This window comes from Conyzicola nivalis, assembly GCF_040548875.1.
GTDB classification, from domain to species: Bacteria; Actinomycetota; Actinomycetes; order Actinomycetales; family Microbacteriaceae; genus Conyzicola; species Conyzicola nivalis_A.
Genome location: NZ_JBEPSJ010000001.1, coordinates 801,105 through 821,585 on the forward strand (window position 1 = coordinate 801,105; position 20,481 = coordinate 821,585).

Below are 20,481 nucleotides of genomic sequence, written 5' to 3' on the forward strand. Positions count from 1 at the left end.
GTCGCTGCACAAGCGCTTGCCGGGCCCCCCTAGACTCGTTTCGACACGCATTCGCGTGCCCCACCCCCCAGTTCCGAGGAGCACAGTGACCTTCACCGCCCCCATTCAGTTGCCCGGGCTCGCGCTCGACCCCCAGTGGTACCGGCGTGCGGTGTTCTATGAGGTCATGGTCCGTTCCTTCGTCGACAGTAACGGCGACGGCTCCGGCGACCTGCAGGGGGTTGTGCAGAAGCTCGACTACCTCCAGTGGCTGGGAATCGACGCTCTCTGGCTTCCCCCGTTCTTCAACTCGCCGCTGCGCGATGGCGGCTACGACGTCTCCGACTTCATGTCGATCCTCCCCGACTTCGGAACCCTCGACGAGTTCCGCGACCTCGTGACGAAGGTGCACGAGCGCAACATGCGCGTCGTCATCGACCTCCCCGTGAACCACACCTCCGACGCGCACGAGTGGTTCCAGCAGTCCCGTTCCGACCCCGAGGGCCCCTACGGCGACTTCTACGTCTGGAGCGACACCGACGACAAGTACAAGGACATCCGCGTCATCTTCGTCGACACCGAGGAGTCGAACTGGGCGTTCGACTCCGAGCGTCGCCAGTTCTTCTTCCACCGTTTCTTCTCGCATCAGCCCGACCTCAACTTCGAGAACCCGGCAGTGCACGAGGCGATGTTCGACATCGTGCGTTTCTGGCTCGACCTGGGCGTCGACGGTTTCCGCCTCGACGCGATCCCCTACCTCTACGAGACCGAGGAGGGCAACGGCGAGGGCGAGCCTGCCACGCACGCGTTCATCCAGAAGCTGCGCGCGATGGTCGACTCCGAGTACCCCGGCCGGGTCATGATCGCCGAGGCCAATCAGTGGCCCAACGAGGTCGCCGAGTTCCTCGGAACCAACGAGGACCCCGAGTGCCACATGGCCTTCGACTTCCCGGTCATGCCGCGAATCTTCTACTCCCTCCGCTCGCAGCAGGCGGGCGAGCTGGTGCGCGTGCTCTCCGAGCACACGGCGATTCCGGATGGCGCGGGCTGGGGTGTCTTCCTGCGCAACCACGACGAGCTCACGCTCGAGATGGTGAACGAGGAGTACCGACAGGCCATGTACGGCTGGTACGCCTACGACCCGCGCATGCGCGCCAACATCGGCATCCGCCGTCGCCTCGCGCCCCTGCTCGACAACTCCCGCGCCGAGCTCGAACTGGCGCACGCGCTGCTGTTCTCGCTTCAGGGCAGCCCGTTCCTCTACTACGGCGACGAGATCGGCATGGGAGACAACATCTGGCTCCCCGACCGCGACTCCTCGCGCACCCCGATGCAGTGGACCCCCGACCGCAACGCCGGCTTCTCGACCGCCGACCCCGGCAAGCTCTTCCTGCCGGTCGTGCAGTCGCTGGTCTACAACTACCAGCAGGTGAACGTGGAGGCGCAGCTCGCGCAGTCGCGCTCGCTGCTGCATTGGATCCGCAATGTGATCCACGTGCGCAAGGGCCACCCCACCTTCGGGCTGGGCACCCTGCGTGTGCTCGAGACCGACCACGAGTCGGTGCTCGCCTTCGTGCGCGAGTACAAGGGCTCGGGCACCCACTTCGGCGACATGCCCGAGAAGGTGCTCTGCGTCTTCAGCTTCGCGCACAACCCGGTCTCGGTCACGATCCGCGACCCCGAAAACCCGGGCGAGCCGCTCTACGACCTCTTCGGCGGCGGCGAGTTCCCCACCATCGGCGAAGACGGCGCGCTCAGCCTGACTCTCGGCACCCAGAGCTTCTACTGGCTGCACGTGGGCGGAGCGCACTTTGCCGGTGGTCGCGTTTAGAGTGACGGCATGAGCAACCTGTGGTTTGACAATCTCGGAGTATTCGACCTGGAGACGACCGGCATCGACGTGCAGACGAGTCGGATCGTCTCCGCGCATGTCGGCGTGATCGACTCCTCCGGGGCCGTCGTCGAGGAGCACTCGTGGCTCGCCGACCCCGGCATCGAGATCCCGGCGCAGGCGAGCGCGGTGCACGGCATCACGACCGAGCGCGCCCGCGCCGAGGGCCGGCCGGCCGCGCAGGTCGTGGCCGAGATCGTCGCCCAGCTCGAGCAGCTCGTGGCGCGCGGTCTGGCGATCACCATCTACAACGCGCCGTACGACCTGTCCCTGCTGCACCACGAGGCGGTGCGCCACGGTGTCACGCCCCTGCACGAACCGGTGCCGATCATCGACCCGCTCGTGCTCGACCGCGCCGTCGACAAGTACCGCAAGGGCAAGCGCACCCTCGAGGCGGCTGCGCTCGTCTACGGGGTGCCGCTGACTGACGCCCACGACGCCGGCGCAGACGCCGTCGCCGCCGGCCGCATCGCCCAGGCGCTCGCCGGCAAGTACGGGGCACAGCTGGCGATCGACGGGGCAGCGCTGCACGCCCTGCAGGTCGGCTGGTGCGCCGAGCAGTCCGCGAGCTTCCAGGACTACATGCGCCGCACCAAGGATCCGCTGTTCGAGACATCGGGCGCCTGGCCGCAGCGTCTGTAACAACGCACGATCGTGCGGGGCCGGTGCCGTGCACAGGCCCTGCACACGATCCGTTGCTATCGTGGAGGAATAGGCCGCGGCACGCGGCCCCGGACGACGGATCAGTACCCGGAACGCGACAAGACTGGCCAAGGGAAAGTCATGTCGTGGATCATCCTCATCCTGTCCGGTGTGCTCGAAGCAGTCTGGGCGACCGCGCTCGGCAAGTCGGAGGGCTTCACCAAGCTCTGGCCGACCGTCGTGTTCGGGGTCGGCCTCGTGCTCAGCATGGCGGGCCTGGCCTTCGCGATGCGCGACATCTCCACCGGCACCGCCTACGCGATCTGGGTCGGCATCGGGGCCGCGCTCACGGTGCTCTACGCGATGGTCTTCGGCGGCGAGCCCGCCTCGATCGTCAAGGTGCTGCTCGTGCTCGGAATCGTCGGCTGTGTCATCGGCCTCAAGCTCGTCGGCGGCGAGCACTAGGAGTCGCGCGCCGCGCCCGGCCGCCGCAGACGACGAAAGGGCGACGAGCCGAAGCTCGTCGCCCTTTCGTGCGTGTGGGGAGGACTACTTGTTGAAGCCCTTGTAGCGCGAGTTGAACTTCTCGACGCGGCCGGCCGAGTCCATGATGCGCTGCTTGCCCGTGTAGAACGGGTGCGAGGCGGAGGAGATCTCCACGTCGATGACCGGGTAGGTCACGCCGTCGAGCTCGATCGTCTTGTCGCTGCCGACCGTCGAACGGGTCAGGAACGTCTCGCCCGAGGCGAGGTCGCGGAAAACAACCGCGTTGTACGTGGGGTGGATGTCGGTCTTCATGGATTTTCCTTGGTTTCAATTCGAGCGTTATAAAAACTGCTGAGACGAAAGTTCGTGAGGCGGGCACCGATGGTGCCCCAAGCCAAAGACTGAGCCTACCAGATTCGTGGGCTCCGAGGCTGACTAGACGGCGCGTGCCGCAAATCTGCCGTCGTGGTTCTCGACGGAGATGCGCATGTCGAAGGTCTCGCTGAGGTGCTCGTCGGTGATCACCTGGTCGAGCGGGCCGGAGGCCTGGATGCGACCCTGCTTGAGCAGCAGGGCGTGCGTGAAGGCACGAGGGATCTCCTCGACGTGGTGGGTGACCATCACGATGCCGGGCGCCTGCGGCGAGCTCGCGTAACCGCCGAGCAGCTGCAGCAGCTCCTCGCGGGCGCCGAGGTCGAGGCTCGCGGCCGGCTCGTCGAGCAGCAGCAGCTCGGGATCGGTCATCACCGCGCGGGCGATCTGCACGCGCTTCTGCTCGCCGTCGCTCAGGCTGCCGAACCGGCGGCCCTCGAGGTGGTCGAGCTTCCATTCGGAGAGCACACGACGCGCGCGGCGGGTGTCTATGTCGTCGTACTGCTCGTTCCACCGGCCGGTCACCGAGTACGCGGCCGTGAGCACCACGTCGAGCACGGTCTCGCTCTCGGGAACCCGCCGGGCGAGGACGGTCGAGGCGAACCCGATCCGCGGGCGCAGCTCGAAGACGTCGACCTTGCCGAGTGTGTCGTCGAGCACTCGGGCCACCCCGGAGCTGGGGTGGATCGAGGCCGAGACGATCGAGAGCAGCGTGGTCTTGCCTGCGCCGTTCGGGCCGAGTACGACCCACCGTTCCGCGCTATCCACCGCCCACGAGACCGAATCGAGGATGGTATTGCCGTCGCGGACGACGGAGACGTCAGAGAGCTCAAGAACGCTTGCCATGGTGACTCCAGCTTAGACGCGTGCGGCCGCACTTCAGGTGCAGCCGCACACGAATACTCAGGTTAGTGCGGCGTAGATCTCACGGGTCCGGGCGGCGATGCGGTCCCAGCCGAACTCGGTCTCGGCGCGGAGGCGGCCCGCCTCCCCCATCCGCTTCGCCGACTCGGGGTCGGACACGACCTCGGTGAGAGCGGCGGCGAGATCCCGCACGAACCTGTCGGGGTCGGTCGGAGTGCCTGTGCCGTCCTGCAGCTGTTCGATGGGAACGAGGCGGCCGGTGACGCCGTCGTCGATCACCTCGGGGATTCCGCCGGTGGCGGTGCCGACGACCGCGGCGCCGCACGCCATGGCCTCGAGGTTCACGATGCCGAGCGGCTCGTAGATCGACGGGCAGACGAAGGTCGTCGCCTGGGTGAGGACGGCCGACAGTTCGTGCCGGCTGAGCATGCGGTCGATCCAGACGACGCCCGTGCGCTCCTGCTGCAGGACGGCGACTCCGGCCTGCACCTCGGCGAGGATCTCCGGGGTGTCGGGGGCGCCGGCGCACAGCACGAGCTGCACCTCCGGCGGAAGCAGCGCGGCGGCACGCAACAGGTACGGCAGGCCCTTCTGCCGGGTGATGCGGCCCACAAATACCACGGACGGGCGGCTCGGGTCAATGCCCAGGCCGCTCACCAGATCGGCATCGTCCACCCGCTTCCACTGCGAGAGATCGATGCCGTTGTGCACGACCGTCACCTTCTCCTCGTCGAGGAACGGGTAGGAACGCAGGATGTCGCGGCGCATGCCGTGGCTCACCGCGATGACAGTCGCGGCGCTCGCGAACGCCGTGCTCTCGATCCAGCTCGAGACGCGGTAGCCGCCGCCGAGCTGCTCGGCCTTCCACGGTCGCAGCGGCTCGAGACTGTGCGCGGTGACCACGTGCGGGATGCCGTGCAGCATCGAGGCGAGATGGCCGGCGGCGTTGGCGTACCAGGTGTGGGAGTGCACCAGATCGGCGCCCGCGACGTCCTGGGCGATCTGGAGATCGACCCCGAGCGTGGCCAGTGCGGGGTTGGCGTTCTTGAGCTCTGCAGGCACGAGATACGACGAGACGCCGGTCTCGTCTCTGGCCGCCCCGAAGGCGCGCACACGCACGTCGAGATCGTCGCCCGACGCCCTGAGCGCCTTGACGAGCTCTGCGACGTGCACGCCGGCTCCGCCGTACACCTCCGGTGGATACTCACGTGAAATTAGATCGACTCGCATAGTCAGACGGTAGTACAGCCTCGCTCGCTCGCATACTCTGTAGCCATGGCGTCGAAGAAGATCTTTGGAATTGTCCTTGCTGGTGGAGAGGGCAAGCGGCTGATGCCGCTCACCGCCGATCGGGCCAAGCCCGCTGTGCCCTTCGGCGGGGGCTACCGCCTGATCGACTTCGCGCTGAGCAACCTCATCAACTCGGGTCTGACCAAGATCGTCGTGCTCACCCAGTACAAGTCGCACAGCCTCGACCGTCACATCTCGCAGACCTGGCGGCTCTCCGGGCTGCTCGACGCCTACGTGGCATCCGTACCCGCCCAGCAGCGTCTCGGCAAGCGCTGGTTCAGCGGATCCGCCGACGCGATCCTGCAGAGCCTGAACCTGCTCCGCGACGAGAAGCCCGACATCGTCGTCGTCGTCGGTGCCGACCACGTCTACCGCATGGACTTCAGCCAGATGATCGAGGCGCACATCGAGTCGGGGCGCGGTCTCACCGTCGCCGCGATCCGCCAGCCGCTCAGCCTCGCCGACCAGTTCGGGGTCATCCAGCTCGACAAGGACGACCCGACCAAGATCGACGCCTTCCTCGAGAAGCCGAAGGACGCGGTCGGCCTCGCCGACTCTCCGAACGAGGTGCTGGCCTCGATGGGCAACTACATCTTCGACGCCGACATCCTCATCGACGCCGTGCTGCGTGACGGCGAACGGAGCGACTCGAACCACGACATGGGCGGCGACATCGTTCCCGATTTCGTCTCTCGTGGAGCCGCCGGTGTCTACGACCTCAACCAGAACGACGTTCCGGGTTCCACCGACCGCGACCGCTACTACTGGCGCGATGTCGGTACGATCGACTCCTTCTTCGAGGCGCACCAGGACCTGATTTCCGCGCTTCCCATCTTCAACCTGTACAACCGCGAATGGCCGATCTTCAGCCAGCAGCTCAACTCGCCTCCCGCCAAGTTCGTGCGCGACGCGCGCGGCTACCTCGGCACCACGATCGACTCCATCGTCTCGCTGGGCTCCCTGCTCTCCGGCGCGCACATCGAGCGAAGCGTGCTCGGCCCGTGGACCACGGTCGAGTCGGGCGCCATGGTGGTCGACTCGATCGTGTTCGAACGTGCGAGGATCGAGCCGAACTCCGTGGTGCGCCGCGCTATTCTGGACAAGGACGTGGTCATCGAGGCCGGCGCGCACGTGGGCGTCGACGCGGATTCCGACCGCGCGCGTGGCCTCACGGTCACCGAGTCCGGCATCACCATCGTGGGCAAGGGCGTTCACGTCTCGCCGTAGCTGCCGCCCCGCGCGTAGCTCGACCTAAGCACCAGGAAGGCCGCAGCGCGCCCATGGCACGGTTTCTCGTAGTTCTCGACGTCGACTCCACCCTCATCGAGAACGAGGTGATCGAGCTCCTCGCCGACGTAGCGGGCACACTCCCCCGGGTCGCCGAGATCACCCTCAGCGCCATGAACGGCGAGCTCGACTTCGAACAGAGCCTTCGCTCGCGCGTAGCCACCCTGAAGGGACTGCCCGCGAGCGTCTTCGACGACGTCGCCCCGCGGATCACCGTGACCGCCGGCGTGCCGGAGATGGTCGCAGGCGTGCAGTCGGCCGGCGGAAGGGTCGCCGTCGTCTCCGGGGGTTTCCACGAGCTGCTCGACCCGGTGGCGGAGGCCCTGGGCCTCGACCATTGGCGCGCGAATCGACTCGAGGTCGTCGACGGGGTGCTGACCGGCGGCCTGGTCGGTCCGATCATCGACGCGAAGGCGAAGGCAGACACCCTGCGCGAGTGGGCCGACGATTTCGGGATCCCGCTCAGCCAGACCGTCGCCGTCGGCGACGGCGCCAACGATCTCGAGATGATGGCGATCACCGGCCTCGCCGTCGGATTCGACGCGAAGGCCCCCGTGCGCGACGAGGCGCACGTGCTGATCGACGTCCGCGACCTCAGCGCGCTGTTGCCGCTGCTGGGGCTGCGCGGCTGATTCCGACGGGGTCGGTCGGAGCCGGGCCCGGTCAGAAGGCTCGATCAGGGGCGGGTCAGTGGCCCATGCCGAGACCGCCGTCGACGGGGATGACCGCGCCGGAGATGTAGGCGGCGTCGTCGCTCGCGAGCCAGGCGATGACCTTCGCGACCTCGTCCGTCGTGGCGAAGCGACCGGCCGGGATCGACTTGCGATACTCGGCCTGCGTCGCCTCGGGGAGCACCGCCGTCATCTCGGTCTCGATGAAGCCGGGGGCGACCACGTTGGCGGTGATGCCGCGCGAGCCGAGCTCGCGGGTCACGGATCGGGCGAGACCGACGAGCCCGCTCTTGGATGCGGCGTAGTTGATCTGTCCGGCCGAGCCGAGCAGGCCGACCACGCTCGAGACGAGGATGATCCGGCCGAAACGCGCCTTCATCATGCCCTTCGACGCGCGCTTGACCACGCGGAAGGCTCCGGTGAGGTTGGTGTCGACGACGTCGGTGAAGTCCTCCTCGGTCATGCGCATGAGAAGCAGGTCGCGCGTGATGCCGGCGTTGGCCACGAGAACCTCGACGGGGCCGTACGCGGCCTCCACCTCGGTGAACGCCGCGTCGATGCTCGCCGCGTCCGTGACATCCGCACGCACCGTCAGCGTGCCCTCCGGTCCCTGCCCAGACCGCGCCGTCACGGCCACGCGGTGCCCCTGGGCGACGAACTCCTCCGCGATAGCGAGACCGATTCCCCGGTTGCCTCCCGTGATCAGAACGGTACGGGGATTCGGTGCGCTAAAAGTCATGGGGACCAGCCTACTGTCAGCGGAGAAAAGACTTAAGCTTGATGGAGCGGGGCCAAGCGGCCCCTGAGAGCCCAGGACATGAAGACCCAGCAGTCCATCACTTCGCTCCCGGTGTCGCCTGCCGACGACCGGCGGAAGCGCATGATCCAGTACACGATCGCGATGACGATCCGGGTCATCTGCGTGCTGCTGCTGTTCGTCGTACAGGGCTGGTGGCTGCTCGTGGTGGGGATCGGCGCGATCGTGCTGCCCTATGTCGCCGTCGTCCTCGCGAACAACGTCTCGGGGGGAGCGCCCAGCGTGGTCGAGCGTCCCGGCGGACTGGTGCCGCTCGTCGACCCGCGCGCGCCGCAGCAGTGGCAGTCGGAGCAGTGGAGACCAGAGCAACCGCAACCGCCACGATCCGCACCGGAGAACGACGCGTGATCGGCGGTGCGATCGACGACCTGCGCTGCTCCAAGGCGGGTTGTCGTGCTGACGCGGCGTGGAACGTCAACTGGCGCAATCCGCGCATCCACACGCCTGACCGGGTCAAGGTGTGGCTGGCCTGCGACGAGCACCGCGGGTTTCTGCACGACTATCTCGCGACCCGCGGCTTTCCCGTCGTGACGACGCCGCTGGGCACCACCGTCAGCCGGGTCGAGGAGAACGCGTGAACGGCTGGAGCTTCGCATTCACCTGGCACTGGGCCCGCTACCTCGCCCTCGCCGTCGTCTTCGCGCTCGTCTGCGTCGGCCTCTGCCTGTGGCAGCTCGACCGCCGCGACACCGCACTCGTCGAGCTCGGTCGAATCGACAATAACTACTCGGCCGAACCCGTGCCGCTCGCCGACGTGCTCGGCGACCTGGATGCGTTCTCGCCCGACCAGAAGTGGACGCCGGTGACGATTACCGGAACCTACCTCTCCGACGAGGAGCTGCTCGTGCGCAACCGCCCGTACAACAGCGGGCCCGGCTTCGAAGTGCTCACGCCCCTGCTCCTCGCCGACGGCAGCGTGTTCATCGTCGACCGCGGCGGACTGCCCACCGGCAGGCTCCAGGACTCCCCCGATGAGATCCCGGCGGCCCCCTCGGGCGAGGTGACGGTCACCGCGCGGCTCAAGCCGGGCGAGCCGACGCTGCCCGGACGATCGGCGCCCGCCGGGCAGATCGCATCGATCCAGCTCGACGACATCGCAGACCGGCTCGACCGGCCCACGTTCACGGGCGCGTACGGGCTGATGATGAGCGAGGATCCCGCCCCGGCCGAGCGTCCTCTCGCGGCGGCGAAGCCGGTGCGAGACGAGGGCCCGCACCTCTCCTACGCGTTCCAGTGGCTCGTGTTCGCGCTCTTCGGGTTCTTCGGCCTCGGCTACGGCCTCCGCCAGGAGTACCGTCGCGTGAACGAGGAAGACCCCGACGAGATCGAGCGCGCCGAGGCCCGTCGCGCCAAGGACGCCACGCGAGCACGCACCGACGCCGAGATCGAAGACGAGCTGATCGACGCCGGGCGCTGACCCGTGCCGGTCCCTCAGGTCGGATCGATCAGGCGAGCGTGATCAGGTCGAGGTAGTCGGCGTTCCAGTGATCTTCCACGCCGTCGGGCAGGATCAGCACGCGCTCCGGGTTCAGCGCCTCCACGGCACCCTCGTCGTGGCTGACGAGGACGACGGCACCCGAGTAGTTCGCCAGGGCGTCCAGGATCTCGTAGCGGCTTGCCGGGTCGAGGTTGTTGGTGGGCTCGTCGAGCAGCAGCACGTTCGCGCCCGAGACGACGATCATCGCCAGGGCGAGCCTGGTCTTCTCGCCGCCGGACAGCACTCCGGCCAGCTTGTGGCCGTCGTCGCCCGTGAACAGGAACGAGCCGAGCACCCGGCGGGCCTCCATCTCGGTGATGCTCGGCGACGACGAGACCATGTTCTGCAGGACGGTGCGCTTCACGTCGATGGTCTCGTGCTCCTGGGCGTAGTAGCCCACGCGGAGGCCGTGCCCCGGCTCGATCTGACCGGTGTCCGGCTTGTCGACGCCGGCGAGCATCCGCAACAGCGTCGTCTTTCCGGCGCCGTTGAGTCCCAGGATGACGACCTTCGAGCCGCGGTCGATCGCGAGGTCGACGGAGGTGAAGATCTCGAGCGAGCCGTAGCTCTTGCTCAGGTTCGACGCCATCAGCGGCGTCTTGCCGCACGGCGCGGGCTCGGGGAAGCGCAGCTTCGCGACCCGCTCCACGGTGCGCACCTCGTCGAGGCCGGCGAGCAGCTTCTCGGCGCGGGCGACCATCTGGTGCGCCGACGCCGCCTTCGACGCCTTCGCGCCGAACTTCGCGGCCTGCGTCTGCAGCACGGATGCCTTCTTCTCGGCGTTCGCGCGTTCCTTCTTGCGTCGTTCCTCGTCGGAGGCACGCTGGCGCAGGTAGTTCTTCCAGCCCATGTTGTAGACGTCGATGACCTGGCGGTTGCCGTCGAGGTAGAACACCTTGTTGACGGTCTCCTCCACGAGCGCAATATCGTGGGTGATCACGATCAGACCGCCCTGGAAGCTCTTCAAATAGTCGCGCAGCCAGACGACGGAGTCGGCGTCGAGGTGGTTGGTCGGTTCGTCGAGCAGCATCGTGTCGGCGCCGGAGAAGAGGATGCGGGCCAGCTCGATGCGGCGGCGCTGTCCACCCGACAGCGTGGAGAGCGGCTGGTCGAGGATGCGGTCGGGGAGGCTGAGGTTGCTGGCGATCGACGCCGCCTCCGCCTCTGCGGCATAGCCGCCCAGGGCAGTGAAGCGTTCCTCGAGGTTGCCGTACTTGCGCATCGCCTCGGCGCTGACTGCCGCGTCGGTGCTCGCCATGTCGAGCATGGTCTTGTTCATGCCGATGAGCAGGGTGCCGAGCCCGCGGGCGTCGAGGATGCGGGTGCGTGCGAGGTCTTCCGGGTTGCCCGAGCGCGGGTCCTGGGGCAGGTAGCCGATCTCGCCGGAACGGTCGATGCGGCCGCCGGACGGCTGCAGTTCGCCCGCGAGGGTCTTGGTCAGGGTGGTCTTGCCGGCACCGTTGCGCCCGACGAGACCGATCTTGTCGCCCTTGTCAACGCGGAAGTTGACCTCATCCATGAGCACTCGCGCGCCCACCCGTAATTCGAGATCGTGAACGGAAAGCACAGGCAAAGTCCAATTGTTTAGGCGTGTTTCGACAACACAGAAGAAGGGGGTGAGACAGATAGTCTACTTGTGCAGACCGTAAAGCTTTCTGCCCATGCACAATGGGCGCGGCACCCAGAACAGCACACCAAGGAGCGTTCATGACGACACTGACCCTGGCCACCGGCCGCCCGACCCTCGCGGACCGCCTGTTCAGCCGCAGCCTGGCCACGGACGCCGTGATGATCGCCGCCGGCGCGGGACTCACCGCGATCGCGGCCCAGGTCGTCGTTCCGCTCTACCCGGTGCCGATCACCGGCCAGACCGCGGCCGTGCTCATCGTCGGTGGAGCGCTCGGTGCGACCCGCGGTGCCCTGGCCATGGCCCTGTACGCGGTGCTCGGCCTCTTCCTGCCGGTCTACAGTGAGGGCGCGCAGGGCATCGGCGTCATCCTCGGACCGACCGGCGGCTACATCGTCGGGTTCATCTTCGCCGCAGCGCTCACCGGCTACCTCGCCGAGCGCAAGTGGGACCACAAGATCTTCGGCGGCATCGCGGCGTTCCTCGCCGGCACCGTCGTCACCTTCGTGTTCGGCATGACCTGGCTGTCGATCGCCCTCGGACTGGACCTCGAGGCCACTCTCCAGGGCGGCCTGTACCCGTTCATCGTCGGCGGCATCATCAAGGCCGTCTTCGCCGCTTCGGTGATGCGCGTTATCTGGCTCGCCGTCCACCGTTCCGACGAGCGCAAGGCGAACGAAGCCGTCTGAGGCTCGTTCGCTCGGCACCTCGGAAGGCCCTCACCGGTTTGGTGGGGGCCTTCCGCTCCATCATCAGGCTCCGGGAGGATCCGTCGTGGCACCTAAGACCACCAGCCCGTGGCGGATCGATCGCAAGGGCGTCATAGCCATAGTCGTCGCCGCGGTTCTCCTGCTCGTCGCCGGTGGCTCGTGGTTCGTGAACAGCGTGCAGCCAGCCTCGAGTACCGACGACAACCCCCTGGGCGGTGGGAGGTTCTATGTGAACCCCGACTCGTCCGCGGTGCGAGCGGCAGCCTCTGCGAGCGGCGACAGCGCGGGCCCGATCCAGGAGCTGGCGGCAACGCCGCAGGCGATCTGGCTCGTTCCCGAGGAACACCCCGCCGCGTCGATCACCGCGTACGTGCGGGGCGTCGTCGCGGATGCCGCGGCGACGGACACGGTCGCCACCTTCGTCGTCTACGGCATTCCCGAACGCGACTGCGGCAATCAGTCGGCCGGCGGGCTCAGCGCCGAGGAGTATCCGCTCTGGATCTCCGCGATCGCGGAGGGGCTCGGCACCGAGACGAGCGCGGTGGTGCTCGAACCCGACTCACTCGCCCTGGCGAACGAGTGCGGCAACATCGACTCGCGCATCGTCACCACCCAGGATGCGATCGACCGCCTCTCCGACTCGGGCGCGGTCGTCTACCTCGACGGAGGGCATTCGAACTGGCACCCCGCGGCCGAGACGGCCGACATCCTGAAGCGCGCCGGCGTCGACCGGGTGCGTGGTTTCGCCACCAACGTGTCCAACTACAACACCACCGCCGACGAGGTCGCGTACGCCGAAAAGGTCAGCGCTCTCACCGGCGATGCGCACTTCGTGGTCGACACCGGGCGCAACGGCAACGGGTCGAACGGCGAATGGTGCAATCCGTCCGGCCGGGCCGTCGGCGACGTGCCCGCGGCATCCGATGACGGACACCACGACGCCGACCTCTGGATCAAGACGCCGGGCGAGAGCGACGGCGAGTGCAACGGAGGACCACCGGCCGGCGAATGGTGGAACGCCGGTGCGCTCGACCTCGTGCGCGACTGACGCGCCGGTGCAGAGTAAACGAAAAGTATTTCGTTTCGCGTTGATACCATCGGCAAATGGAAAGCGCATCAAGTCCACGGTTCGCCGTTGTCATCGACGATGACGCAGACATCAGGCAGCTGCTGGTCGATGTGCTCACTCAGGCGGGCTTCCACGCGATACCCACCGCGAACGGTCTCGACGGCGTAGCCGCGGTGCGGCAGTTCGACCCGCTCGTGACCACGCTCGACGTCAACATGCCCGGGATGGACGGTTTCGAGACGGCGAAGCGCATTCGCGCCTTCAGCTCGACGTACATCGTGATGCTCACCGCACTCGAAGACGAGATCGACACCCTGCAGGGGCTCGAGTCGGGGGCCGACGACTACCTCGTCAAGCCGTTCCGCCCCCGGGTGCTGCGCGCTCGCATCGACGCGATGCTGCGCCGGCCGCGAGTCGGCGGCGGCCCGGCCGCTCTCCCTCCCGTGGCCCACCCCTCTGCAGTTATGCCCCCGGCGGCCCTGCCGGCCGCCGCTCCCGTCGTCCCCCTGCAGGCGCCGTCGGCCGCGGCTTCTCCCGCTCCGGCCTCCCAGCCCCGCCACGCCGCTCCCCCGGCATTCGCGGGCAGCCAGGAGCCGGTGCCGCAGGGCGCCTTCCAAGCGGTACCGGTGACCCCGACAGCCGCACCCGCGGCATCCGCCCCGCCCGCCGATCAGTCCGGGTGGCTCGAGCACAACGGGCTCTGGCTGAACATCGAGACCCGCGTCGTACGTCTCCGCGGCGGTGAACTCGAACTCACGCGAAGCGAATTCGACCTGCTCGCGGCGCTGCTGCAGTCGAACCGCCGGGTGCGCACGAAGCCGGATCTGGCCCTGCTGCTCCGCGGCGAGAGCTATGTCACCAGCTATCTGGTGAGCGAGGCCGACAAGCGCGCCATCGAGGTGCACATGGGAAACCTGCGCAAGAAGCTGTCGGAGAACGTCAACGCACCGCGCTGGATCGAGACGGTGCGTGGCGTCGGATACCGACTGACGGCGCCCGACAGCGAGTAGCTGCCGGACGCCGCGGGGGTGTCTGTCCGGGTCAGAGACTCGGGCGTCCGTTCGGGTCGGACTTCTTCTCTCAGACCTTGTAGCCGCGTTGGCGCTGTACGAGTTTGAGAAGCATGGTGAAGGTCTGGATGGCCGTGATGACGCCCAGGATGGGCCATCCGATCCACAGGATCGTCGACTGCACCATGGAGTTGAGCTGGAACCACGTGAAGACGAGCGCTGCGCCGCTGAGCACGAGGACGATGATCGGCACGAGATAGCCGTTGCCCGAGCCGCGCTCGGCCTTGGCCTGAGCCGCCCAGTTGTCGGTCTGCTTGCGGCTGAGGAACTTGGTCCAGGCGCGGAAGAAGTGGCCGAGGCGCACCCACATGTAGATCTCGGCCGGCGCGAGCGTGGCAGCGAACAGGATGTCGCGGTAGTTGACCTTCTTCATCGCCACCGCCGTGCGGATGTTCAGGAGCGTCGCGATGACCGGGGGCACGAGCCAGATCGGGCTGAACACGAACGCGTCGATCGAGAGCGACGCGATCAGCAGAACGATGAACATCAGCCGGGTGAACGCGTTGACGGCCATCGAGAGGTTCTCGAGCCAGCGCAGGCGCAGGTTCGGGTGCAGCGGCTGGCCCTTCGTGTCGCCGCGCTGGCCGGGCCACATCAGCTCGATGGCGCCGAAGTTCCATTTCACCTGCTGGGCGTCGAGTCCACGCATGGTGGTCATGCCGCCGACGTCGGCGCGGGCCTGCGCGCTGATCTTGGTGAGGAAGCCCGCGCTCTTGATCTGCAGCGACAGCAGCGAGTCCTCCACCTCGCTGTCCTTCACCCAGGGGCTCGACTGGTGGTTGTCCTTCATCGCCTGGCGGAGCGCCAGGGTCGAGAAGATCGAGAACTGGCCGCCGAGCACGGCCATGTTGCGGCCGCGGAGCATGTTCTGCATGTTGAAGGCGGCGAACTGTGCGCGCTGACCGGCGATGAGGAACGGCGCGATCGGGCCCGTGAACGGGCTGTCGTCGATGCTGAAGATCGCGGAGATGCCACCGATCCTGGTGTCGGAGGAGATCTCTGCCTCGAGGTGCCGCACCGCATCGGGGTCGGCGGTCGTGTCGCCGTCGACGCCGAGGAGGAAGTCGCAGGCCTCGACGAGGGTGTAGCCGTAGTTGAGGGCACCGACCTTCTTGTCTTTGTTGGTGCCGATGTCGTGCACGTAGACCTCGGTGAACTGCTCCTCGCCGTCGATCTCGCGGAAGTGCGGTCCGGCGTAGCGGCTCGCGATCTCGACCGTCTTGTCGGTCGTGTTGTTGGCGATCACGTGGATCACGTCGGGAAGGCGCGTCTGCGCGAGCAGCGATTCGAGGACGGCCGCGATGGAGTCCTCCTCGTTGTACGCGGGGATGACGCAGCCGATGGTCGGACGGTGCACGGCCATCGACTCGACGGAGGAGGCGAACCCGACGGCGTCGATGCCGAAGTCGTAGCCGTCGCGCTCGGTCGGCCCGTCTGCGTGTGTCGTAGTCACTGCTGTTCTCCCCTGCCGGCCGGGCGGCCGCTGACCTGGTGTGTCGTTGTCGTGGGAGATCTGCCCCACATCGACTAGTAATGTCAGTCTGACGGAGCGTGATCAGGTTTCACTCCTGGGTGCACGCAGCATCCGCCAAGGATTTGCTCAAGATCGACCAGCTCGAGAAAGCGCGAGCACGGCTGATGACAGGAGAACGACTATGAAGAACGCCTCGATGGCCAGGTTCAGGATCGCCGCGACGGCGGGCGTGGCTCTCGTCAGCGCCCTCGCCCTCTCGGGCTGCGGTGCGGCGCCCTTCCTCGGTGACCCGTCTGCGACGCCGGCACCTACGTCGGGCGCGATCACGAGCGTCGAGAACGACCTGGCGACCGGATCGGTCACCCGCGACCTCACCGCGGGCAACATCGGTGTGGCCGTGAACTACTGGTCGGACCTGCCCATGGACGAGTGGACCTCCGGAGCGAACAAGCCCCTCAACCTCTCGCTCAGCGCGACACTGGCCAACGACGAGGGGCAACGCGTCTACCTGTCCCAGGTCTCCGTCGTGGCCGCGGTGACCGGGCCGGAGGGCACTCTGGCATCTCCCGATTCTCTCGTCGACCAGGCGAGCGTCGCGCCCGGGTACCAGGTGAAGGCCCCCTACAGCTACAGCCAGAGCTTCGTCCTGCCCGCGCTCGACCCGGCGGCCACGTCCATCTCGCTCGCGATCACCTACGAGCTGCTGCTGCAGACGACGCCCACATCGGCCGAGTTCGCCAAACAGACGGCCACCGACCTGCTGACGATCGCCATCGCGCCCGCCGAGTAGCGCCCCTACGCAGAGGGCGCTGCGCTAGCCGACGCGCGCCCGCGGCTCTCCCGTGTCGAGATCGTCGCGCACCCGGGCGACAGCGGCTCGGATGAGGTCGGCGTAGTCGTAGCCGGAGTCGCCCGTGCTCGCCACGCCGAAGTTCGCGATGGCGCGAACCCCCTCGATCTCGTCGATCGGGTTCTCGGCCAGGGCGGTCATCACGCGTTCCGCGATCGCGCGGTCGCGACCCACGGAGGGCGTGGGGGTCAGCACGGCGAACCGGCGCGGCGACAGGCGACCGACGAGGCTCGTCGTCGGCACGTTGTCGCGTGTGACCCAGCCCACGGTCTGGATGGCCCGGTCTCCGAACTCCGAACCCAGCGCCACGTTCATCTGGTCGAGGTTCTCGACGTCGAACACGGCGAGGGTGAGCGCCTCGTCCGAGCGGTGCGCCCGTCGTAGCCAGTCTCCGGCCTGCTGCTCGAAGACACGGTGAGAGGAGACACCGGCCATCGAGTCGCGGTCGCTGGACTTCTCGCGCCGCTGGTCGGGGCTCCGCTCGCTCTGCAGCACGGAGAAGGAGATCGAGGCGAGGGTGAGGAACCCGATGTTGAGCAGCGTGGTATTGACCGTGCCGAAGTAGACGAGGAACTCGTCGCTCGACTCGCCGAAACCGAGGAATGCCACGGCGCGGGCGAGATAGAACGCCGAGACCGCGGTGAAGACAACGGTGAGGATGCGGGCGTTGATGCGGGGCCTGAGCGCGCCCTGCAGGGTGGTGATAGCCGCGGCCGCCGCGAGCACCGCGATGGCGACGAACATCTCGGCGGCACCGGCCCAGCCGCCGCCGTCCGGGCCACGCACCACGACGGCAAACAGGACGACGGCGGCCACGATGCCGACGAGCCAGAGCCACGAACGGAGACCGTTGTAGACGCGGCATCCGGCCCACATCGCCCCGACCGCGAAGGTGAGTGCCGAGTTGCCGACGCCGGTCGCCCACCACAGGTCGGGGCTGTAGCCCCACACCGCGTAGGCGATGGTGGCGAGCATGCCGGAGATGAATCCGAGCCCCCAGAGCCGCGCGACCCGGTCGTCGCGGCGGAGGATCGAGCTGATCACGAAGGAGGCGCCGGCCGCCGTCACGACGAGCCCGCTCGCGTAGAGCAGGGTCAGGGTGTCGAGGCTCATGCGGTGTCCTTAGCGGTGGCCGGGATGAGGAGCGTGAAGGTGCTTCCGACGCCGACCTCGCTGCGCACGGTGAGTTTTCCGCCGTGCAGCTTGGCGATGTCGCGGCTGATGTTGAGCCCGAGGCCGGTTCCGACGATCGCCGACGTGCGTGCGGCGCCGGCGCGGAAGAACCGGTCGAAGAGGTGGGCCTGGTCGTCGGCCGAGACGCCGACACCGGTGTCTGTGACGTCGACGCGGATGCTGCCTTCCGTGGCCTCCACGGAGACGGTGATCGTGCCGCCCGTGCGGTTGTACTTCACGGCATTGGTCAGCAGATTGTCGATAACCTGCCGGATACGCAGCGGGTCAGCGACCGTGACCGCGGGCCGGTCGACGACCGCGGTCATCGTGATCTCGCGATGACCGGCGGCGATCTGGGCGGAGTCGATGGACTGTCGTGCGATCTCGGCGATGTCGCACTCCGCCATCGCGAGCGTGAGCGTGCCGTCCTTATCGCTCGCGGTCTGCAGCAGGTCGGTGACGAGAGACAGCATGCGCTCGGAGTTGCGGGCCGCGATCTCGAGCATGCGGCGGGTCTCGTCGGTCAGCTCGGGCGAGTCGACGGCGAGTTCGAGGAAACCGATGATCGACGTCAGCGGTGTGCGCAGCTCGTGGCTGACAGACGCGGCGAGGTTCTCGCGTGCCCTGATTGCCTCGAGCTCGGTGGTGATGTCGCGGACGACGACGACGCCTCCGTCTGGTTCGCCGTCCGCGCGGGAGATCTGACGGGCCGTGGCGGAGTATGCGGCGCGCACGTCGCCGGGGGCGCCGACCCAGAACACCGCGTTCTCGAACTCCTCGCCGGCGAGGGCCCGCGCGTACGGGCGGTCGGCCTCGTCGAAGACCGTCGTGCCGTCCGGCCGGTAGATGGTCGGGTGGATGACCGCCGAGCGCGGAGCGCCGAACTCGCGCAGCGAATGCTCGTGTGCGTTGTTGCGCAGCGTGGCAGCTCCGTCGCGGTCGAACGCGAGCACGCCGAACTCGACCGCGTTGATCACCTCGTCGAGGATGCGTTCCTGGTCGCGCGCCCGCACGAGCGCCGATTCGACGAGGGCGGACTGCTGACGCAGCAGGTCGCGTTGGCTCTGGCTGCGACGGCTGGTGGCGTAGGTGGTGGTTGCGATGAACACCAGAGTCATCGGCAGCAGCACATGCGTGCCGAAGTCGAACGAAAAGACTCCGGAGTCGGCCGCGCCGGCCAGCCAGAGCAGGGCCGTCGAAAGGGTCACGGCGCCGATCGCGCCGGCGAGACGGAAGTTGCGCGCCATCCAGATCACGGGCAGCACCAGGAACAGGCCGGCGCCGAGTTCGGGCTCGGCCTCCCTCATCCCGACGATGGCGAAGATGTCGAGGATGGGCAGCAGCACGGCCCACCGCTTGCTGCGCCTGTTCCAGTTCACGGTCAGCGCGACGCCCGTCAGCACGAAGACGATCAGCAGCGACCCGAAGAACAGCGGTTCCTGGAAGGCGCTCGCCTGCACGGCGAAGACGACGACGGCGAACGCGAGCAGAGCCGCCGAGATCAGCAGCTGGCTGTTGGTGATCGAGCGCGCGATCCTGGTGGCCTGGGCCGAACCCCGAGTACTAGTGTTGCGGTCCATAAAAAAGAGACTACGTCACTAGCTGCTCGGCCCTCCTCAAGGGAGGCCGTGTCACATGGCGAATCCGAGCGCCCGCATCATGTCGCGTCCGTCGTCGGTGATCTTCTCCGGCCCCCACGGCGGCATCCACACCCAGTTGATGCGGAACGCGTCGACGACGTTGTCGAGCGCCTGCGCGGTCTGCTCCTCGAGCACGTCGGTGAGCGGGCAGCCGGCACTCGTCAGCGTCATGCTGATGATGAGGGCGTTGTTCTCGTCGTCCCAGGTCAGATCGTAGATCAGACCGAGGTCGACGATGTTGACCCCGAGCTCGGGGTCCATGACGTCTTTCAACGCCTCTTCGACCTGGTCGAAGAGCGCGGGAGCGAGAGCGGTGGCCATGGATCTAGGCTACGCCGGTGGTCGAGACATAGCGATCGTAGCCCTCGTCTTCGAGACGGTCGGCCAGTTCGGGGCCGCCCTCCTCTGCGACGCGTCCGTCGACGAAGACGTGCACGAAGTCGGGCTTGATGTAGCGGAGGATGCGCGTGTAGTGAGTGATCAGGAGCAGGCCGAGCCCGGTGTTCTCCTTGGCGCGGTTGACGCCCTCCGAGACGATCTTGAGCGCGTCGACGTCGAGGCCGGAGTCGGTCTCGTCGAGGATGGCGAAGCGGGGCTTCAGCAGCTCGAGCTGCAGGATCTCGTGGCGCTTCTTCTCGCCGCCGGAGAATCCCTCGTTGACGTTGCGCTCGGCGAACGTCTTGTCCATGCGCAGGCCGGTCATGGCCTCCTTGACCTCTTTGAGCCACGGGCGGAGCGCCGGGGCGTCTCCGTCGATAGCCGTCTTGGCGGTGCGGAGGAAGTTGGACACGGTGACGCCGGGGATCTCCACCGGGTACTGCATTGCGAGGAAGAGACCCGCGCGGGCGCGCTCGTCGACGCTCATCGTGAGCACCTCGACGCCGTCGAGAGTGACCGAACCGCCTTCGACGTGATACTTCGGGTGACCGGCGATCGTGTACGCGAGCGTCGACTTGCCCGAGCCGTTGGGGCCCATGATCGCGTGGATCTCGCCCTCGGCGATCGACAGATCGACGCCCTTGAGGATTTCCTTCGTGCCCTGCTCGGTCTCGACGCTGACGCGGAGATCTTTGACTTCAAGTACTGACATGT

Annotated in this window: 22 protein-coding genes and 1 riboswitch; of the genes, 12 read left to right on the forward strand and 10 right to left on the reverse strand. The window is 67.5% G+C overall.

All coding sequences use genetic code 11. The annotated features are described in order from the left end of the window. Positions 1–85 precede the first annotated feature (85 nt). The 3 genes from treS to ABIE21_RS03920 all read left to right on the forward strand — a co-directional run bounded on the left by treS (position 86) and on the right by ABIE21_RS03920 (position 2,977). Positions 86–1,810 carry a maltose alpha-D-glucosyltransferase gene (gene treS / locus ABIE21_RS03910; RefSeq protein ID WP_354023467.1) on the forward strand — a complete coding sequence of 575 codons (1,725 nt, stop codon included), beginning with the start codon at positions 86–88 and terminating at the stop codon, positions 1,808–1,810. 9 nt (positions 1,811–1,819) lie between these two features. After that, positions 1,820–2,512 carry an exonuclease domain-containing protein gene (locus tag ABIE21_RS03915; RefSeq protein WP_354023468.1) on the forward strand — a complete coding sequence of 231 codons (693 nt, stop codon included), beginning with the start codon at positions 1,820–1,822 and terminating at the stop codon, positions 2,510–2,512. A gap of 68 nt (positions 2,513–2,580) precedes the next feature. Then, positions 2,581–2,645, forward strand: a riboswitch (guanidine-III (ykkC-III) riboswitch). Positions 2,646–2,653: 8 nt separating this feature from the next. Next, on the forward strand, positions 2,654–2,977 hold the full coding sequence (locus ABIE21_RS03920) for a DMT family transporter (protein ID WP_354023469.1): 324 nt from the start codon (positions 2,654–2,656) through the stop codon (positions 2,975–2,977). A gap of 84 nt (positions 2,978–3,061) precedes the next feature. On the opposite strand, the gene ABIE21_RS03925 is transcribed toward ABIE21_RS03920, so the two are convergent. The 3 genes from ABIE21_RS03925 to glgA all read right to left on the reverse strand — a co-directional run bounded on the left by ABIE21_RS03925 (position 3,062) and on the right by glgA (position 5,464). Further along, positions 3,062–3,310: a type B 50S ribosomal protein L31 gene (locus tag ABIE21_RS03925; RefSeq protein ID WP_354023470.1), complete on the reverse strand. Its 249-nt coding sequence runs from the start codon at positions 3,308–3,310 to the stop codon at positions 3,062–3,064. Between the two features lie 123 nt (positions 3,311–3,433). After that, the gene (locus tag ABIE21_RS03930; RefSeq protein ID WP_354023471.1) at positions 3,434–4,216 is read right to left on the reverse strand and encodes an ABC transporter ATP-binding protein; all 783 of its coding nucleotides are present in this window, start codon (positions 4,214–4,216) and stop codon (positions 3,434–3,436) included. A gap of 57 nt (positions 4,217–4,273) precedes the next feature. Further along, a complete protein-coding gene (gene glgA / locus ABIE21_RS03935; protein ID WP_354023472.1) occupies positions 4,274–5,464 on the reverse strand; it encodes a glycogen synthase in 1,191 nt (396 codons plus the stop codon). Between the two features lie 45 nt (positions 5,465–5,509). Here glgA and ABIE21_RS03940 point away from each other — a divergent pair, with 45 nt between their 5' ends. Together ABIE21_RS03940 and serB are read left to right on the forward strand one after the other, a co-directional pair. Next, positions 5,510–6,751, forward strand: a complete 1,242-nt coding sequence (locus tag ABIE21_RS03940) for a glucose-1-phosphate adenylyltransferase (RefSeq protein WP_354023473.1) — start codon at positions 5,510–5,512, stop codon at positions 6,749–6,751. 53 nt (positions 6,752–6,804) lie between these two features. Continuing rightward, positions 6,805–7,443 (forward strand): phosphoserine phosphatase SerB, encoded by a 639-nt coding sequence (serB, locus tag ABIE21_RS03945; RefSeq protein WP_354023474.1) that lies wholly within the window; start codon positions 6,805–6,807, stop codon positions 7,441–7,443. A gap of 55 nt (positions 7,444–7,498) precedes the next feature. Here serB and fabG read toward each other — a convergent pair whose 3' ends face one another. Further along, positions 7,499–8,221 (reverse strand): 3-oxoacyl-ACP reductase FabG, encoded by a 723-nt coding sequence (gene fabG / locus ABIE21_RS03950; protein WP_354023475.1) that lies wholly within the window; start codon positions 8,219–8,221, stop codon positions 7,499–7,501. Positions 8,222–8,299: 78 nt separating this feature from the next. Between fabG and ABIE21_RS03955 the strand changes: the two genes are divergently transcribed. Genes ABIE21_RS03955 through ABIE21_RS03965 form a run of 3 tightly spaced genes read left to right on the forward strand, consistent with a single transcriptional unit; the run spans position 8,300 to position 9,716 of the window. Beyond that, positions 8,300–8,647: a DUF3099 domain-containing protein gene (locus ABIE21_RS03955; RefSeq protein WP_354023476.1), complete on the forward strand. Its 348-nt coding sequence runs from the start codon at positions 8,300–8,302 to the stop codon at positions 8,645–8,647. Then, positions 8,644–8,877: a hypothetical protein gene (locus ABIE21_RS03960; RefSeq protein ID WP_354023477.1), complete on the forward strand. Its 234-nt coding sequence runs from the start codon at positions 8,644–8,646 to the stop codon at positions 8,875–8,877. The genes ABIE21_RS03955 and ABIE21_RS03960 overlap by 4 nt, the downstream gene beginning before the upstream one ends. After that, on the forward strand, positions 8,874–9,716 hold the full coding sequence (locus ABIE21_RS03965) for an SURF1 family cytochrome oxidase biogenesis protein (protein ID WP_354023478.1): 843 nt from the start codon (positions 8,874–8,876) through the stop codon (positions 9,714–9,716). Before ABIE21_RS03960 ends, ABIE21_RS03965 begins: the two co-directional genes overlap by 4 nt. A 28-nt stretch (positions 9,717–9,744) precedes the next feature. Here the strand turns inward: ABIE21_RS03965 and ABIE21_RS03970 are convergent, their stop codons facing one another. Further along, positions 9,745–11,343, reverse strand: a complete 1,599-nt coding sequence (locus ABIE21_RS03970; protein ID WP_354023479.1) for an ABC-F family ATP-binding cassette domain-containing protein — start codon at positions 11,341–11,343, stop codon at positions 9,745–9,747. 140 nt (positions 11,344–11,483) lie between these two features. On the opposite strand from ABIE21_RS03970, the gene ABIE21_RS03975 reads away from it, so the two are divergent. The 3 genes from ABIE21_RS03975 to ABIE21_RS03985 all read left to right on the forward strand — a co-directional run bounded on the left by ABIE21_RS03975 (position 11,484) and on the right by ABIE21_RS03985 (position 14,192). Further along, positions 11,484–12,092: a biotin transporter BioY gene (locus ABIE21_RS03975; RefSeq protein WP_354023480.1), complete on the forward strand. Its 609-nt coding sequence runs from the start codon at positions 11,484–11,486 to the stop codon at positions 12,090–12,092. An 85-nt stretch (positions 12,093–12,177) separates the two neighbouring features. Next, on the forward strand, positions 12,178–13,161 hold the full coding sequence (locus tag ABIE21_RS03980) for a glycoside hydrolase family 6 protein (protein ID WP_354023481.1): 984 nt from the start codon (positions 12,178–12,180) through the stop codon (positions 13,159–13,161). A gap of 56 nt (positions 13,162–13,217) precedes the next feature. Further along, complete coding sequence (locus ABIE21_RS03985; protein WP_354023482.1) at positions 13,218–14,192, forward strand: response regulator transcription factor; 975 nt, start codon at positions 13,218–13,220, stop codon at positions 14,190–14,192. A 70-nt stretch (positions 14,193–14,262) separates the two neighbouring features. Here the strand turns inward: ABIE21_RS03985 and ABIE21_RS03990 are convergent, their stop codons facing one another. Continuing rightward, positions 14,263–15,651 (reverse strand): glycosyltransferase family 2 protein, encoded by a 1,389-nt coding sequence (locus ABIE21_RS03990; protein ID WP_354024401.1) that lies wholly within the window; start codon positions 15,649–15,651, stop codon positions 14,263–14,265. 256 nt (positions 15,652–15,907) lie between these two features. On the opposite strand from ABIE21_RS03990, the gene ABIE21_RS03995 reads away from it, so the two are divergent. Next, a complete protein-coding gene (locus tag ABIE21_RS03995) occupies positions 15,908–16,516 on the forward strand; it encodes a hypothetical protein (RefSeq protein WP_354023483.1) in 609 nt (202 codons plus the stop codon). Positions 16,517–16,540: 24 nt separating this feature from the next. Here the strand turns inward: ABIE21_RS03995 and ABIE21_RS04000 are convergent, their stop codons facing one another. The 4 genes from ABIE21_RS04000 to sufC are packed head-to-tail and all read right to left on the reverse strand — an operon-like array spanning position 16,541 to position 20,479. After that, positions 16,541–17,689 carry a GGDEF domain-containing protein gene (locus ABIE21_RS04000; RefSeq protein WP_354023484.1) on the reverse strand — a complete coding sequence of 383 codons (1,149 nt, stop codon included), beginning with the start codon at positions 17,687–17,689 and terminating at the stop codon, positions 16,541–16,543. Further along, a complete protein-coding gene (locus ABIE21_RS04005; protein WP_354023485.1) occupies positions 17,686–19,329 on the reverse strand; it encodes a sensor histidine kinase in 1,644 nt (547 codons plus the stop codon). Before ABIE21_RS04005 ends, ABIE21_RS04000 begins: the two co-directional genes overlap by 4 nt. A 51-nt stretch (positions 19,330–19,380) precedes the next feature. After that, entirely contained in the window at positions 19,381–19,710 is a 330-nt protein-coding gene (locus ABIE21_RS04010) for a metal-sulfur cluster assembly factor (protein ID WP_354023486.1), read from the reverse strand. 4 nt (positions 19,711–19,714) lie between these two features. Beyond that, complete coding sequence (gene sufC / locus ABIE21_RS04015; RefSeq protein ID WP_354023487.1) at positions 19,715–20,479, reverse strand: Fe-S cluster assembly ATPase SufC; 765 nt, start codon at positions 20,477–20,479, stop codon at positions 19,715–19,717. Between the last annotated feature and the right edge of the window lie 2 nt (positions 20,480–20,481).

Bases quoted from the DNA above. Each gene is read 5' to 3' on its own strand.
- ABIE21_RS03915 (WP_354023468.1), top strand. From the start codon at position 1,820: ATGAGCAACCTGTGGTTTGACAATCTCGGAGTATTCGACCTGGAGACG.
- ABIE21_RS03920 (WP_354023469.1), top strand. From the start codon at position 2,654: ATGTCGTGGATCATCCTCATCCTGTCCGGTGTGCTCGAAGCAGTCTGG.
- ABIE21_RS03925 (WP_354023470.1), bottom strand. From the start codon at position 3,310: ATGAAGACCGACATCCACCCCACGTACAACGCGGTTGTTTTCCGCGAC.
- ABIE21_RS03930 (WP_354023471.1), bottom strand. From the start codon at position 4,216: ATGGCAAGCGTTCTTGAGCTCTCTGACGTCTCCGTCGTCCGCGACGGC.
- glgA (WP_354023472.1), bottom strand. From the start codon at position 5,464: ATGCGAGTCGATCTAATTTCACGTGAGTATCCACCGGAGGTGTACGGC.
- ABIE21_RS03940 (WP_354023473.1), top strand. From the start codon at position 5,510: ATGGCGTCGAAGAAGATCTTTGGAATTGTCCTTGCTGGTGGAGAGGGC.
- serB (WP_354023474.1), top strand. From the start codon at position 6,805: ATGGCACGGTTTCTCGTAGTTCTCGACGTCGACTCCACCCTCATCGAG.
- fabG (WP_354023475.1), bottom strand. From the start codon at position 8,221: ATGACTTTTAGCGCACCGAATCCCCGTACCGTTCTGATCACGGGAGGC.
- ABIE21_RS03955 (WP_354023476.1), top strand. From the start codon at position 8,300: ATGAAGACCCAGCAGTCCATCACTTCGCTCCCGGTGTCGCCTGCCGAC.
- ABIE21_RS03975 (WP_354023480.1), top strand. From the start codon at position 11,484: ATGACGACACTGACCCTGGCCACCGGCCGCCCGACCCTCGCGGACCGC.
- ABIE21_RS03985 (WP_354023482.1), top strand. From the start codon at position 13,218: ATGGAAAGCGCATCAAGTCCACGGTTCGCCGTTGTCATCGACGATGAC.
- ABIE21_RS03995 (WP_354023483.1), top strand. From the start codon at position 15,908: ATGAAGAACGCCTCGATGGCCAGGTTCAGGATCGCCGCGACGGCGGGC.
- ABIE21_RS04000 (WP_354023484.1), bottom strand. From the start codon at position 17,689: ATGAGCCTCGACACCCTGACCCTGCTCTACGCGAGCGGGCTCGTCGTG.
- ABIE21_RS04005 (WP_354023485.1), bottom strand. From the start codon at position 19,329: ATGGACCGCAACACTAGTACTCGGGGTTCGGCCCAGGCCACCAGGATC.
- ABIE21_RS04010 (WP_354023486.1), bottom strand. From the start codon at position 19,710: ATGGCCACCGCTCTCGCTCCCGCGCTCTTCGACCAGGTCGAAGAGGCG.
- sufC (WP_354023487.1), bottom strand. From the start codon at position 20,479: ATGTCAGTACTTGAAGTCAAAGATCTCCGCGTCAGCGTCGAGACCGAG.